The organism is Kitasatospora sp. NPDC091276 (assembly GCF_040684355.1).
Taxonomy (GTDB): Bacteria; Actinomycetota; Actinomycetes; order Streptomycetales; family Streptomycetaceae; genus Kitasatospora.
Window position 1 is genome coordinate 118183 of record NZ_JBFBFU010000006.1, and the last position, 13588, is coordinate 131770.

Genomic DNA, 13588 nt, shown 5'->3' on the forward strand with positions numbered 1-13588 from the left:
CGGGTCGGACCCGGTGGGACCCGGCGGGCCGCGCGCCGGTTTTCGGTGATCAGGCCCCCTTGTCCGGTTCGCCCGTGCGAACGCGTAAAGTCTTCGGTCGTGAACGAGTCGGCAGGGCGAGCACCCCAGAACACCCCGCCGTGCGTCGCCGTGCGCGACCTCGTGAGGACCTATCGCACCGGGCGCGGAGCCGGCGCCACCGAGATCCGGGCCAACGACGGAATCAGCCTCACCGTCCGCCAGGGCGAGATCTTCGGACTGCTCGGACCCAACGGGGCCGGCAAGTCCACCCTCGTCCGCCAGCTCACCGGCCTGCTGCGGCCGGACTCCGGATCCGTCGAACTCCTCGGCCACGACATCGTCCGCCACCCCGAGCGGGCCGCCCGGCTGCTCGGCTACCTCGGCCAGGAATCCAGCGCCCTCGACGAGCTGACCGTCGCGCTCGCCGCCGAGACCACCGGACGGCTGCGCGGCCTCACCCGGGCCCGGGCCCGCGCCGAAGCCGCCTACGTCCTCACCGAACTCGGGCTCGAACCCCTCGCCCAGCGGCCGCTCGCCAAGCTCTCCGGCGGTCAGCGCCGGCTCGCCTGCGTCGCCGCCGCCCTCGTCGGGGAACGGCCGCTGCTCGTCCTCGACGAACCCACCACCGGCATGGACCCCGTCGCCCGGCGGGCCGTCTGGACCGCCGTCGACCGGCGCCGCACCGAACGCGGCGCCACCGTCCTGCTGGTCACCCACAACGTCATCGAGGCCGAGACCGTCCTCGACCGGGTCGCCGTCATCGACGACGGGCGGGTCATCGCCTGCGACACCCCCGGCGGACTCAAGGCACTCGTCGACGGCGACGTCCGGCTCGACCTGGTCTGGCGGGACGAGGCGCCGCTCGCCGTCCCCGCCGTCGCCGAACTCGCCGAACGGGCCGAACGCACCGGCCGCCGCTGGACCGTCCGCACCACCCCCGAACAGGCCCGCGAACTGGTCGCCGCCGTCACCACCGGCCCGGCCTTCGCCGCCCTCGACGACTTCACCCTCGCCACCCCGAGCCTTGAGGACGCCTACCTCAAGCTCGGGGGCCGCCACGGAGGACTGGCCAAGTGACGCTGCTCTCGGTGCCGCCGCAGGCCGCCGCCCCCGCGACCGGCGGCACCCCCGCCCCGCTCGCCCCCGCGGCCCGGCTGCTGCCCGCCCTCGCCGCCGTCTACCGGGCCCAGCTCGCCCGGGCCCGGGTGGCGCGGATCCCGCTGCTGTTCGTCGCCACCTTCCAGTCCGTCGGCATCCTCGTGATGATGCGGGGCGTGGTGGACGCCGGGCAGACCTCGGCCGCGCGGTCCGTGGTCGCCGGGTCCAGCGTGCTGGTGGTGGCGTTCGTCGCCCTCAACCTGCTCGCCCAGTACTTCGGGAAGCTGCGGGCCACCGGCGGACTCGACCACTACGCGACGCTGCCCGTACCCGCCGCCTCCGTGGTGCTCGGCGCGGCCGGCGCCTACGCCTCGTTCACGCTGCCCGGGACGGTCCTCACCGCGGCCTTCGGCGCCGTGATGTTCGGGCTGCCGCTCGGGCAGCTGTGGGTGCTGCTGGCCGTCGTCCCGCTCGCCGGAGCCGCCCTGTCCGGGCTCGGGGCCGCCTGCGGGCTGCTCGCGCCCCGCCAGGAGATCGCCACCATGCTCGGGCAGCTCGGCATGTCGGCGGCCCTGCTGCTCGGCGTGCTGCCCGTCGACCACCTCCCGCAGCCCGCCCTGTGGCTGCGCGACCTGCTGCCCTCCACGTACGGCGTCGAGGCCTTCGCCCGGACCTTCGAACCCGACCCGGACTGGGCGCTGATCGCGGGCGACCTCGCCGTCTGCGCGGGCGTCGGCGTGGTGTCGCTGGCGATCGCCACCTGGGCCTACCGGCGGGCCGTCTCCCGGTAGGGGGTGTCCCGGCGTGTCCCGGGGTCCGGCTCCGCGAGGTGCGGGGCTCGGGCTCCGCGAGGTGCGGGGTTCAGGTTCCGCCAGGTACGGGCGACGGCTCGTCCCGGCCGCGATCGTGAAACGATGGGGTCCGTGACCGTACCGAACACGCCTCCGGACCCCACCCGCGCCGCCGCGGACGCGGTGCCGGACATCACCCCCGATCCGTACGCGCCGCCGCCCGCCCCCGACGCCGGGACCCCGCCGCCGGACGGCCTGGCGGTCGCGCAGTCGCCGGGCCCCACGCTCAAGGAGCGGCTGCTGCCCGAGCTGCGGCTCGGCGCGGGCACGGTACTGGCCTGCATTGCGGTCGGACTGGTGATGGCGGGACTGTGGGTCTGGCTCGCGCCCAAGGTGCCGCTGGTCGTCGACGGCGACCGCATCCTCTACGCCGACCCCGAGGGCGAGCAGCGGGCGGGGGCCGACGCGGTCTTCGCCCTGATCGCGCTCGGCGCCGGCCTGCTGACCGCGCTCGGGGCCTTCCTGGCCACCCGGCAGCGCGGCGGCGGCATCGCGGTCGCGCTCGGACTGGTGGTCGGCGGACTGCTCGGCTCGGTCGGTGCCTGGCGGCTCGGGCGGTGGCTCGGCCCCAGCAACGACCTGATCGCCGAAGCCCGGCGGGTCGGCAACGGCGGGCACTTCGACGCGAGCATCGACCTCGGTGCGCTGGGGGCGCTGCTGGTGTGGCCGATGGCGGCGATGGTGGTGCTGCTGGCGCTGTCGGCGGCGTTCGGCAAGCGCGAGGAGGACCCGCCGCCGTACTGGGCCGGGCCGTACGGGGCGGCCGTGCCGCAGGCCCCTGCGGACGGCGCTGCGCGGCCGCAGGACGCCGTGCGGGCGGACGACGGCGCTCGGCCGGACGGCGCTGCGCGGCCGAACGACGGCGCTCGGCCGGAGGACGCCGCGCGGCCGGGGGAGCGCGGGCAGGGCTGACCGCGTGGGCCCGGGCCCACCCGCGGGTGGGCCCGTCGGCCGGGGCGGCGGGGGTCAGCCGGGGTCAGCGGGCGATCGGTGCGGTGCGGGCACCGGTCAGGGTGACCAGGTCGGCCGGGGCGAGTTCGACCTCCAGGCCGCGGCGCCCGCCGGAGACGTAGACGGTGGGGTGGGTGAGCGCGCTGGCGTCGACCACGGTCCGCAGCGGGCGGCGCTGGCCGAGCGGGGAGATGCCGCCGAGGACGTAGCCGCTGCTGCGCTCGGCGGCGGCCGGGTCGGCCATGGCGGCGCGCTTGCCGCCGACGGCGGCGGCGAGGGCCTTGAGGTCGAGCTGCCCGGCGACCGGGACCACGCCGACGGTGAGCACGCCGTCCACGTCGGCGACCAGGGTCTTGAAGACCCGCTCGGCGGCGACGCCCAGGACCTCGGCGGCCTCGCCGCCGTAGGAGGCGGCGGCCGGGTCGTGCTCGTAGGCGTGCACGGTGAACGGGACGGCGGCGGTCTCCAGGGCGACGGTAGCGGGGGTGCCCTGCCCGCCCTTCTTCGGCTTCTTCGCCATGTGGGGCTCCTTCTTCGCCGTGCGGGTTCCCCCGGACTTACGTGCGGGTGTCCCGGACTACGTGCGGGTTTTCCGGATCAGTTGGGGCTGAACGACTGGCGGGTGAGGTCGACGGCGGGCAGCGACGGCAGCCAGCTGAGCACGGAGCTCTCGCGGCGCAGCAGGTCGAGTTCGGTGCGCAGCCGCTGGGCGGTGTCGGGGCAGGCCAGCAGCTGCTGCTTGACCGGGGTCTCGAACACCGAGGCGGCGGCGACCAGGTAGGAGAGCACCTGCGGGTCGTCCGGGAGCTCCTGGCGCCCGACGGTGCTGGCCTCGCGGGCCCCGGCGAGGCGCTTCTGGTAGACCCGGAAGGCCCGCTCGACCTCGGCGGCGAGGGCGCCGGAGCCCTCGCCGGGCTGTTCCTCGACGAGTTCGGCCTCGCCGGTCAGGTACGGGCCGGAGACGTCCGCCGAGCGGAGCCGGAACCGCGTGGTGCCGGTGACCAGCAGCTCGTAGCGGCCGTCGGGCTGCTCCTGGACGGAGGCGACGTCGGCGACGCAGCCGATGTGGAACATCGCCTCCAGCGGGTCCCCGGTGGCGGTGCCGAGGCCGTCGAGCGGCCCGGCCGGGCCCTCCTCGGGGCGGACCGGGGCGACCTCGCGGCCGTCCTTGATGGCGAGCACGCCGAAGCGGCGCGGCGTGTCGGCCGGTAGTTGGAGCAGGTCGGCGACGAGACGGCGGTAGCGCTCCTCGAAGACGTTCAGGGGCAGCACGAGGCCCGGGTAGAGCACGTTGTTCAGCGGGAAGAGCGGCAGCCGTTCTGTCACGGCGGACAGCGTAGTTCCCCGCGCGGTCGCGGCGCGTCGGGGTTGTACCCGAGGACGGGCCCGAGGGCGGCCCGCCGGGGCGGTCAGCCCCGTTGCAGCATCCGGGTGGCGCCGGCCACGACGGTGGTGGCGAGCAGCCAGCCGACGATCACCAGCCCGGCGGTGACGTACTGGCTGAGGCCCCCGGGGTTCCAGCCCTGCTGGCCGAGCTCGACGACCGGGACCAGCTGGCTGAGCGTGTACAGCACCGGGTTCCAGTGCGGGTGCTCGTCGGCCTTCAGCGGCTCCAGCGGGTGGGTGGCGAACCAGATGCTGCCCAGCGCCCAGGCGAGCAGCAGCCACAGGCCGGCCCGGCCGGGGCGGTAGCCGTAGCCGACGGTGGCGTCCTGGACCCGGCCCCAGATCCGGGCGGGCAGCGGGAGGGTCCGGTGGCGGCGGCGCTGCTTGGCGTACAGCACCTCGCGGGCGTCGTCGTCGGCGCCGTCGCGGCGCAGGGCGGCGGCGAGCTGCTCGTAGGACTCGGGCTGGAAGTCCACCGAGGAGCCCTCCAGCCAGGCGATCCGCTGCTGGACGCTGAAGGGGCCGACCGGGCGCAGCACCTCGTAGACGAAGCCGGTCAGGCCCAGGTGGCGCCCGCGCGGCCAGGCGTCCGGGGTGTCGACGAGGTTGCCGACCCGGGCGCGGGAGAGCGAGACGGTGCCGGTGGGGCGGATCCGGCAGGTGAACCGCAGCTCGGGGGTGTGGATGCGGCGCAGCGAGAGCTCCTCGTCACCCTCCAGGTGGAACTCGCCGGAGATCAGGCAGGCGCTCTCGAAGCGGGCGTCGGAGAGCCGGACCCGGCCGTAGGCGCGGAACGGGGTGCTGGGGGCGCCGGGCGGCGGGTTCTGGCCGTAGCCGGAGCCGTAGTAGCTGCGGGAGCCGAACCAGCCGCCGTCGGCGGAGCTGGTCAGGTAGAGGGTGTGGCCGACGGTGAGCCGGACGGCGTTGAGGCAGGTGCGGTTCTGCGGGACGGCGCGCAGCTGGGCGCCGCGCAGCGACAGCCGCCCGCCTATCCGGGCCGTGCGCAGGCTCAACTCGCCCTCCACGTCCACGCGTTCGGCCTCGAAGTCCTGGTGGACGGCCAGGCCGTCGGCGGACAGCGCGCGGCCGTAGCGGTCGCCGCCCAGGACGGTCTGGTTGAGCAGCAGGTCGGTGCCGACCTTGGCGTCGGTGAGCCGTACGCCCTCGGGTATCCGGCAGCGGGCCAGGTGGAGGTCGCCGGTGGTGGTGAGCCGGGAGGCCTCCAGGCGGGGGATCAGGCAGGTGACGAAGCGCAGCGTCGAGGCCGAGGCCTCCGAGATGAGGATCTTGCGCTCGAAACGGCACTCGCGGAGTTCGACGTAGTGGCCGATGGCGCCGCCGGCCAGGTTGAGCGCGCCGGTGACCAGCACGCCGTTGAGCCGCAGCGAGGCGACCCGCCCGGTGGCGGCGGCCGGGCCGGCCAGCAGCAGATGGGCGAGGACCCTGGCCCGGACGGTCCGCCCGGGGCCCCAGACGGCGTCCCCGAAGGGGTCGTCGGTGGCGGCGTCGCCACTCCGCCGGTCGAAGACGTTGCCGCGACGGAAGGCCTCCCAGAGCTCACGCTCCGTGTCGGTCCAGCCCTCCGGGGCGTGCTCCAGCATGGTTTTCCCCGTCCCCCCGGTCGTCTCGCCTTTCGTATCACGGACTGAAATGCGGGGCCAGGGGTTCCGGCCACTCCTTACACTGGGTGGCGTGATCTCTCGAATCGACCTCCGCGGCTCGCTGGACGACCCGCGTGACCTGCTGCCCCGTGCCGAGTTCGACGTGGCGGCCGCCCTGGAGAAGGTGCGGCCGATCGCCGAGGACGTACGCCATCGCGGGGTCGCGGCCGTGATCGAGATCACCGAGCGCTTCGACGGCGTCCGGCTGGAGTCGACCCGCGTCCCGGCCGAGCAGCTGGCCGAGGCCCTGGAGACGCTGGACCCGAAGGTGCGGGCCGCGCTGGAGGAGTCGATCCGCCGGGCCCGCGCCGTGCACGCCGACCAGCGCCGCACCGAGCACACCACCCGGGTGGTGCCGGGCGGCACCGTCACCCAGCGCTGGGTGCCCGTGGAGCGCGTCGGCCTCTACGTGCCGGGCGGGCTGGCGGTCTACCCGTCCTCCGTGGTGATGAACGTGGTGCCGGCCCAGGAGGCGGGCGTCCAGGGCATCGCGGTGACGTCCCCGCCGCAGAAGGAGTTCGACGGCCGCGTCCACCCGACCATCCTGGCGGCCTGCGCGCTGCTCGACGTGGACGAGGTGTACTCCGTCGGCGGCGCCCAGGCCGTGGCGATGTTCGCGCTGGGCACCGAGGAGTGTGCGCCGGTCAACATGGTCACCGGCCCCGGCAACATCTACGTGGCCGCCGCCAAGCGCCTGTTCGCCGGCCGGATCGGCATCGACTCGGAGGCAGGCCCGACCGAGATCGCCGTCCTCGCCGACGACAGCGCGCTGCCGTCCGACGTGGCCGCCGACCTGATCAGCCAGGCCGAGCACGGACCGACCTCCGGCTCGGTGCTCGTCACCGACTCGCCGGCGCTGGCCGACGCGGTCGAGGCGGAACTCGCCGTCCAGGTCGCCAGGACCAAGCACAGCGAGCGGGTCGCCGAGGCACTGGGCGGCCGGCAGTCCGGGATCATCCTGGTCGACGACCTGGAGCAGGGCCTCGCCGTGGTCAACGCCTACGCGGCCGAGCACCTGGAGATCCAGACCCGGGACCCGCACGCGGCGGCCGCCAAGGTCGTCAACGCGGGCGCCGTCTTCATCGGCCGCTGGACGCCGGTCTCGCTGGGCGACTACGCGGCCGGCTCCAACCACGTGCTGCCCACCGGCGGCTGCGCCTGCCACTCCTCCGGCCTGTCCGTGCAGACCTTCCTGCGCGGCGTCCAGGTCGTCGAGTACGACCGGGACGCGCTCGCGGACGTCGCCGCGCACGTGGTCAACCTCGCCAACGCGGAGGACCTGCCCGGGCACGGCGACGCGATCAAGGCGCGCTTCGACTGGACGGTGCCGGGATCGTGACTCCTGTGACTCCTGTTACTTCTGAGGTGGGTGCGACGCGGGTGACTCGGATCGACGACCTCCCCATCCGCGACGAGCTGCGCGGCCAGTCCCCGTACGGCGCGCCGCAGCTGGACGTGCCCGTCCAGCTGAACACCAACGAGAACCCGTACCCGCTCCCCGAGGAGCTGGTCGCCCGGATCGCCGAGCGCGTCGCCGAGGCCGCCCGCAACCTCAACCGCTACCCCGACCGGGACGCCGTCGAACTGCGCGAAGGCCTCGCCGCGTACCTCGGCCGGACCACCGGCTTCGCCGTCACCCGGCAGCAGGTCTGGGCCGCCAACGGCTCCAACGAGGTGCTCCAGCAGCTGCTGCAGACCTTCGGCGGCCCCGGTCGCAGCGCGCTCGGCTTCGAGCCCTCCTACTCGATGCACGCGCTGATCTCCCGGGGCACCGGCACCGAGTGGATCTCCGGCCCGCGCAACGACGACTTCACCATCGACCTGGACGCCGCCCTCGGCGCGATCGCCGAGCACCGGCCGAACGTGGTCTTCATCTGCTCGCCGAACAACCCGACCGGCACCGCCGTCGCCGCCGACACCGTGCTGCGGCTGTACGAGGCCGCGCAGGCCGCCGGGCCCAGCCTGGTCGTCGTCGACGAGGCCTACGTCGAGTTCTCGCACCGGGCCTCGCTGCTGCCGCTCATCGAGGGCCGCCCCAACCTGGTGGTCTCCCGCACCATGTCCAAGGCCTTCGGCGCGGCCGGGCTGCGCCTGGGCTACCTGGCCGCCGACCCGGCCGTGGTGGACGCGGTGCAGCTGGTCCGCCTGCCGTACCACCTGTCGTCCGTCACCCAGGCCACCGCGCTGGCCTGCCTGGAGCACACCGACACCCTGCTCGGGTACGTCGGCCGGCTCAAGGAGGAGCGCGACCGGCTGGTCGACGCGCTGCGCGGGCTCGGCCTGGAGGTCACCGACTCGGACGCCAACTTCGTCCAGTTCGGCCGCTTCGCCGACACCCACGCCGTCTGGCAGGCCATCCTCGACCAGGGCGTCCTGGTCCGTGACAACGGCGTCCCCGGGTGGCTGCGCGTCACCGCCGGCACGCCCGCAGAGAACGACGCCTTCCTGGACGCCGTCCGCACAGTGATCAAGGAGCTGTAACCCGTATGTCCCGCATCGGACGCGTCGAACGCACCACCAAGGAGACCGCGGTCCTGGTCGAGATCGACCTCGACGGCACCGGGAAGACCGACATCTCCACGGGCGTCGGGTTCTACGACCACATGCTCGACCAGCTCGGCCGCCACGGTCTCTTCGACCTCACCGTCAAGACCGACGGCGACCTGCACATCGACACCCACCACACCATCGAGGACACCGCCCTCGCGCTCGGCGCCGCCTTCAAGCAGGCGCTCGGCGACAAGGTCGGCATCTACCGCTTCGGCAACTGCACGGTGCCGCTGGACGAGTCGCTCGCCCAGGTCACCGTGGACCTCTCCGGCCGGCCGTACCTGGTGCACACCGAGCCCGAGCACATGGCGCCGATGATCGGCTCGTACGACACCACGATGACCCGGCACATCCTGGAGTCCTTCGTGGCCCAGGCGCAGGTCGCCCTGCACGTCCACGTGCCGTACGGGCGCAACGCCCACCACATCGTGGAATGCCAGTTCAAGGCGCTGGCCCGAGCCCTGCGCTACGCCGCCGAGCGCGACCCGCGCGCGGCCGGAATCCTCCCCTCGACCAAGGGTGCACTGTGAGCAAGGCGGCCCTCGCCCTCATCTTCGTCGGCCTCTTCCTGGCCGGCGGCGTGATCTCGTTCTGGAAGCAGAAGCTGCCCAAGGGCGTCATCCTGGTGCTCGCGTTCGGCTCGGTCATGTGCCTGGCCTCCGGCATCATGCGCCTCTAGACCCGCAGTAGAGAGACTGGACACCTGAACATGGGCAAGAACGTCGTCGTCCTCGACTACGGGTCGGGCAACCTCCGCTCCGCGCAGCGCGCGCTCGAACGGACCGGGGCGGACGTCACCGTCACCTCCGACTACGACACCGCGATGAACGCGGACGGCCTGCTCGTCCCCGGCGTCGGCGCCTTCGAGGCCTGCATGCGCGGCCTGAAGTCCGTCCGGGGCGACTGGATCATCGGCCGCCGGCTCGCCGGGGGCCGCCCCGTCATGGGCATCTGCGTCGGCATGCAGATCCTCTTCGAGAAGGGGGTCGAGCACGGCGTGGAGACGGCCGGCTGCGACGAGTGGCCCGGCGTCGTCGAGCCGCTGGACGCCCCCGTCATCCCGCACATGGGCTGGAACACCGTGGACGTGCCCGAGGGCAGCCGGATGTTCGCCGGCCTCGACCCGCAGAGCCGCTTCTACTTCGTGCACTCCTACGGCGTGCGGCACTGGGAGCTGGAGACCCACAGCGCACGGATCCACGCCCCGCTCGTCACCTGGGCCACCCACGGGCAGCCCTTCGTCGCCGCCATCGAGAACGGCCCGCTCTGGGCCACCCAGTTCCACCCCGAGAAGTCCGGCGACGCCGGCGCCGCCCTCCTGACCAACTGGGTCAACACCCTCTGAGCTTGGAAGAGTTGTGACTATGAGCCGCCTCGAACTGCTTCCCGCCGTCGACGTCCGGGACGGCCAGGCAGTCCGCCTGGTCAAGGGCGCGTCCGGCACCGAGACCTCCTTCGGCGAACCCCTCGCCGCCGCCCTCGCCTGGCAGAACGCCGGCGCCGAGTGGCTGCACCTGGTCGACCTCGACGCCGCCTTCGGCACCGGCACCAACTACGAGCTGCTGCGCGAGGTCACCGGCCGCCTCGACATCAAGGTCGAGCTGTCCGGCGGCATCCGCGACGACGAGTCGCTCGCCAACGCGCTCGCCACCGGCTGCACCCGGGTCAACCTCGGCACCGCCGCCCTGGAAGCCCCCGAGTGGGTCGCCAAGGCCATCGCCGAGCACGGCGACAAGATCGCCGTCGGCCTGGACGTCGTCGGCACCACCCTGCGCGGCCGCGGCTGGACCCGCGACGGCGGCCAGCTCTTCGAGGTGCTGGAGCGGCTCAACCAGGAGGGCTGCGCCCGCTACGTCGTCACCGACGTCAACCGGGACGGCACCCTGACCGGCCCCAACCTGCAGCTGCTGCGCGACGTCTGCGCCGCCACCGACCGCCCCGTCGTCGCCTCCGGCGGCGTCTCCTCGCTCGACGACCTGCGCGCCATCGCCGGCCTGGTCGGTGCGGGTGTCGAGGGCGCCATCGTGGGCAAGGCACTCTACGAGCAGAAGTTCACCCTCGAAGAGGCCCTGGAGGCGGTTTCAGGATGACGGAACGTCGGATCGTGCGTGGCAGGGTCGGCGGATTCTCCCCCTGGGAGGACCAGTTCGGCTACTCGCGGGCGGTCGCCGCGGGAGACCACGTGCACGTGGCCGGCTCCACCGCCTGGGTGAACGGCCGGATCGAGCACGAGGGAGACCCCTACCGGCAGACCCTCGCCGCGTTCGGCGTCGGGCTCAACGCCCTCGCCGCGTACGGTCTGACGGCGGACGACGTGGTCCGCACCCGGATGTACATCACCCACGCCCGCGACGCCGACGAGGTGGGCCGCGCCCACCACCAACTCTTCGACGCCGCCCGCCCGGTGGCCACCATGGTGGTGGTCGACGGGCTGATCGACTCCCGGATGATGGTCGAGGTCGAGCTCGACGCCTATCGTGCCGGGCTGGCAAAGACCCTGGAAGGCAACCAGCCGTGACCCTCGCCGTACGTGTCATCCCCTGCCTGGACGTCGACGCCGGGCGGGTGGTCAAGGGCGTCAACTTCCAGAACCTGCGCGACGCCGGAGACCCGGTCGAGATGGCCAAGCTCTACGATGCCGAGGGCGCCGACGAGTTGACCTTCCTCGATATCACCGCCTCCTCCGGCGACCGGGAAACCACCTACGACGTGGTCCGCCGCACCGCCGAACAGGTCTTCATCCCGCTCACCGTCGGCGGCGGCATCCGCGCGGTCGAGGACGTCGACAAGCTGCTGCGGGCCGGCGCCGACAAGGTCGGCGTCAACACCGCCGCCATCGCCCGGCCGGAACTGGTCCGCGAGATCGCCCAGCGGTTCGGGCGGCAGGTCCTGGTGCTGTCCGTGGACGCCCGGCGCTGCCCTCCCGGCACCGAGACCGCGTCCGGCTACGAGGTCACCACCCACGGCGGGCGCAAGGGCACCGGCCTCGACGCCGTCGAATGGGCCGGGCGCGCGGCCGAACTCGGCGCCGGCGAGATCCTGCTCAACTCGATGGACGCCGACGGCACCAAGGACGGGTACGACCTGGAGATGATCCGGGCCGTCCGCAAGGCCGTCTCCGTGCCCGTCATCGCCTCCGGCGGCGCCGGCAAGCTCGCGGACTTCGCGCCGGCCGTCGAAGCGGGTGCGGACGCGGTGCTCGCCGCGAGCGTCTTCCACTTCGGGGACCTGCGGATCGGGCAGGTCAAGGACGCGCTGCGGGAGGCCGGGCACCCGGTGCGGTGACCGTCCTTACTGCCGCGAGAGGGCCCGCTGCGCACCGGCGCAGCGGGCCCTCTCGCGTGCTCAGGACTGTTCGCGGGGCTCGCCCTTGATCAGCGCGAACGGCGTGCCGTGCGGGTCCACGATCCAGGCGATCCGGCCGACGTCCGGCACGTCCTCGGGCCCCATCACCACCGTGCCGCCGGCCGCCTTCGCCTTCGCGATCAGCGCGTCCACGTCGCCGGCGGCGAAGTACGGCGTCCAGGCGGAGGGCTCCTGCGGGGACATGGTCGGGGCGATGCCGCCGAAGGCCGTGGCCTGTTGGTCGCCCTCGGAGGTCGAGATCACCCGGTAGTCCATGCCCGGAGCCGGCTCGAACTTCTCCACCCGCCAGCCGAACAGCGCCTGGTAGAAGCCGAACCCGGCGCTCTGGTCCGAAGTGTGCAGCTCGGACCAGACCAGCGCGCCGTCCTCCGACACCACGTCCAGGCCGGTGGTCGTGCCCGGCTGCCAGACCGCGAACCTGGCCCCCTGCGGGTCGGCGAACTGGGCGAACCACCCCTCGCCCATGACGTCCATCGGCGGGACCAGGACCGAACCGCCCGCCTGCTCGGCGGCCTGCGCGGTGGCGTTCACATCGGCCGCACGGAAGTACGTCGTCCAGGTCGGCTCGTCACCCTCGTCGAGCGGGCCGACGGCGCCGACCGTCCTGCCGTCCGACTGGAAGAAGCCGTAGCCGCCCGCCTCCGGGCCGCCGGACCGGAACGTCCAGCCGAAGACCTTGCCGTAGAACTCGGCCGTGGCGGGGATGTCCGGGCTGCCGAGATCGATCCAGCAGGGCGCGCCGGCCGGAAAGTCGGTGGTGAGCATGAGGTGGTGCCCCTTCGACGGAAGACGTGACCAGGACGGGTCCCGTCGGGCGCGCACACGCACCCTCCCCGACCCTCTGCGAGTCTGCACCCGCCCACTGACATCCGCAGCCGGAGTCCTCACCTGTGCCCGCGGAAACGGGCCCACCGCTGAGCCGCCCGGTTCAGCCTGGCAGTCCACGGGTCCGGCTCTTCTCCGGCGATCTCGACCCACATCCGGGCCTGAGCCTGTGCGAAGACGTCCACCACGGTCGGGTCGCCGGTCTGCCAAGCCGGGACCCTGGCGGCCCACGCTTCCGCTGCAGCCGGGCCGTGGCCGCCCGCAGCGATCAACCAGACCACCCACAGGGCCGGGTCGATCCAGGGCGCTCCCCGGGTGGCCCACGCCCAGTCGACCAGAAGTGCGTGGCTTTCGCGGATCAGGACGTTCTCGTTGTTCAGGTCCGTGTGCAGCAGGCAGCCGCCGCCGAACCGGGACAGCACCTCGGGGTCGTCCACGTAGGCGGCCCATCGCTGCTCGGCCCGGCGTAGCTCGATCGGCGGACACGGGACGCGGCCGAGTCGGCCGAGGGCCTCGACCACCAGCTCCAGGTCCCCGGCCTCCCTGTAGTCGGCGTGGCGGGCCTCGACGTGCTCGAACGCGACGAGGCTCCAGCCGTCGACGTCCAGGTGCCAGAGGACGGTGGGGGCGAGGCCTTCCACGTAGGGGTTGACCTCCCTCTCACGTCGCTGTGTCCACACGCGTGGGTGGCTCAGCTGCATCCCCTTGACGAAGACAGCGCCCCTGGCGGTGCTGAGCTTGGCGGCGATCTCCGAGTTGAAACCGGCCGAGACGGTCTGCGCGGCAAGGACCGGCGTCCCGAGGCGGGCGGCGACGGCCCGGTGTACGGAGGCGGGCAGGTCTGTCCAGTGAAGGCGAGTGGTGGTCACGGCCCACAGG

The 13588-nt window shown here is 73.4% G+C and carries 16 protein-coding genes; 11 read left to right on the plus strand and 5 right to left on the minus strand.

The window, feature by feature from the left end; all coding sequences use genetic code 11:
* Window positions 1-99: 99 nt before the first annotated feature.
* The 3 genes from AB0O19_RS09735 to AB0O19_RS09745 all read left to right on the plus strand — a co-directional run bounded on the left by AB0O19_RS09735 (window position 100) and on the right by AB0O19_RS09745 (window position 2882).
* A complete protein-coding gene (locus tag AB0O19_RS09735; RefSeq protein ID WP_363618913.1) occupies window positions 100-1098 on the plus strand; it encodes an ABC transporter ATP-binding protein in 999 nt (332 codons plus the stop codon).
* A complete protein-coding gene (locus AB0O19_RS09740) occupies window positions 1095-1910 on the plus strand; it encodes an ABC transporter permease (protein WP_363618914.1) in 816 nt (271 codons plus the stop codon). The genes AB0O19_RS09735 and AB0O19_RS09740 overlap by 4 nt, the downstream gene beginning before the upstream one ends.
* 132 nt (window positions 1911-2042) lie before the next feature.
* The gene (locus AB0O19_RS09745) at window positions 2043-2882 is read left to right on the plus strand and encodes a hypothetical protein (RefSeq protein WP_363618915.1); all 840 of its coding nucleotides are present in this window, start codon (window positions 2043-2045) and stop codon (window positions 2880-2882) included.
* A 64-nt stretch (window positions 2883-2946) separates the two neighbouring features.
* Here the strand turns inward: AB0O19_RS09745 and ybaK are convergent, their stop codons facing one another.
* The 3 genes from ybaK to AB0O19_RS09760 form a co-directional block, all read right to left on the minus strand.
* Entirely contained in the window at window positions 2947-3441 is a 495-nt protein-coding gene (gene ybaK, locus AB0O19_RS09750) for a Cys-tRNA(Pro) deacylase (RefSeq protein ID WP_063347187.1), read from the minus strand.
* Window positions 3442-3518: 77 nt separating this feature from the next.
* On the minus strand, window positions 3519-4247 hold the full coding sequence (locus AB0O19_RS09755; protein ID WP_363618916.1) for an LON peptidase substrate-binding domain-containing protein: 729 nt from the start codon (window positions 4245-4247) through the stop codon (window positions 3519-3521).
* Window positions 4248-4330: 83 nt separating this feature from the next.
* Window positions 4331-5908, minus strand: coding sequence for an oxidoreductase (locus AB0O19_RS09760; RefSeq protein WP_363618917.1), 1578 nt, complete (start codon window positions 5906-5908; stop codon window positions 4331-4333).
* Window positions 5909-5999: 91 nt separating this feature from the next.
* Here AB0O19_RS09760 and hisD point away from each other — a divergent pair, with 91 nt between their 5' ends.
* From hisD to hisF, 8 genes are read left to right on the plus strand one after another with little or no spacing between them, the layout of a single operon-like run.
* Window positions 6000-7307: a histidinol dehydrogenase gene (gene hisD / locus AB0O19_RS09765; protein ID WP_363618918.1), complete on the plus strand. Its 1308-nt coding sequence runs from the start codon at window positions 6000-6002 to the stop codon at window positions 7305-7307.
* A gap of 41 nt (window positions 7308-7348) precedes the next feature.
* Window positions 7349-8449, plus strand: a complete 1101-nt coding sequence (locus AB0O19_RS09770; RefSeq protein WP_363582829.1) for a histidinol-phosphate transaminase — start codon at window positions 7349-7351, stop codon at window positions 8447-8449.
* 5 nt (window positions 8450-8454) lie between these two features.
* Window positions 8455-9048: an imidazoleglycerol-phosphate dehydratase HisB gene (hisB, locus tag AB0O19_RS09775; protein ID WP_063347182.1), complete on the plus strand. Its 594-nt coding sequence runs from the start codon at window positions 8455-8457 to the stop codon at window positions 9046-9048.
* The gene (locus AB0O19_RS09780; RefSeq protein WP_350885740.1) at window positions 9045-9197 is read left to right on the plus strand and encodes a hypothetical protein; all 153 of its coding nucleotides are present in this window, start codon (window positions 9045-9047) and stop codon (window positions 9195-9197) included. Before hisB ends, AB0O19_RS09780 begins: the two co-directional genes overlap by 4 nt.
* 30 nt (window positions 9198-9227) lie before the next feature.
* Window positions 9228-9863, plus strand: a complete 636-nt coding sequence (gene hisH / locus AB0O19_RS09785) for an imidazole glycerol phosphate synthase subunit HisH (RefSeq protein WP_063347181.1) — start codon at window positions 9228-9230, stop codon at window positions 9861-9863.
* 19 nt (window positions 9864-9882) lie between these two features.
* The gene (gene priA / locus AB0O19_RS09790; protein WP_350885736.1) at window positions 9883-10608 is read left to right on the plus strand and encodes a bifunctional 1-(5-phosphoribosyl)-5-((5-phosphoribosylamino)methylideneamino)imidazole-4-carboxamide isomerase/phosphoribosylanthranilate isomerase PriA; all 726 of its coding nucleotides are present in this window, start codon (window positions 9883-9885) and stop codon (window positions 10606-10608) included.
* On the plus strand, window positions 10605-11036 hold the full coding sequence (locus tag AB0O19_RS09795; RefSeq protein ID WP_363618919.1) for a RidA family protein: 432 nt from the start codon (window positions 10605-10607) through the stop codon (window positions 11034-11036). Before priA ends, AB0O19_RS09795 begins: the two co-directional genes overlap by 4 nt.
* Window positions 11033-11803 carry an imidazole glycerol phosphate synthase subunit HisF gene (hisF, locus tag AB0O19_RS09800; RefSeq protein ID WP_363582824.1) on the plus strand — a complete coding sequence of 257 codons (771 nt, stop codon included), beginning with the start codon at window positions 11033-11035 and terminating at the stop codon, window positions 11801-11803. The genes AB0O19_RS09795 and hisF overlap by 4 nt, the downstream gene beginning before the upstream one ends.
* A 60-nt stretch (window positions 11804-11863) precedes the next feature.
* Here hisF and AB0O19_RS09805 read toward each other — a convergent pair whose 3' ends face one another.
* Both AB0O19_RS09805 and AB0O19_RS09810 read right to left on the minus strand, forming a co-directional pair.
* Window positions 11864-12649 (minus strand): VOC family protein, encoded by a 786-nt coding sequence (locus AB0O19_RS09805; protein ID WP_363618920.1) that lies wholly within the window; start codon window positions 12647-12649, stop codon window positions 11864-11866.
* A gap of 119 nt (window positions 12650-12768) precedes the next feature.
* Window positions 12769-13578, minus strand: coding sequence for an aminoglycoside phosphotransferase (locus AB0O19_RS09810; protein WP_363618921.1), 810 nt, complete (start codon window positions 13576-13578; stop codon window positions 12769-12771).
* Window positions 13579-13588 lie beyond the last annotated feature (10 nt).

Coding starts and splice junctions, on each gene's coding strand:
- hisB (WP_063347182.1), top strand. CDS start 8,455: ATGTCCCGCATCGGACGCGTCGAACGCACCACCAAGGAGACCGCGGTC.
- AB0O19_RS09795 (WP_363618919.1), top strand. CDS start 10,605: ATGACGGAACGTCGGATCGTGCGTGGCAGGGTCGGCGGATTCTCCCCC.
- ybaK (WP_063347187.1), bottom strand. CDS start 3,441: ATGGCGAAGAAGCCGAAGAAGGGCGGGCAGGGCACCCCCGCTACCGTC.
- AB0O19_RS09760 (WP_363618917.1), bottom strand. CDS start 5,908: ATGCTGGAGCACGCCCCGGAGGGCTGGACCGACACGGAGCGTGAGCTC.
- priA (WP_350885736.1), top strand. CDS start 9,883: ATGAGCCGCCTCGAACTGCTTCCCGCCGTCGACGTCCGGGACGGCCAG.
- hisH (WP_063347181.1), top strand. CDS start 9,228: ATGGGCAAGAACGTCGTCGTCCTCGACTACGGGTCGGGCAACCTCCGC.
- AB0O19_RS09805 (WP_363618920.1), bottom strand. CDS start 12,649: ATGCTCACCACCGACTTTCCGGCCGGCGCGCCCTGCTGGATCGATCTC.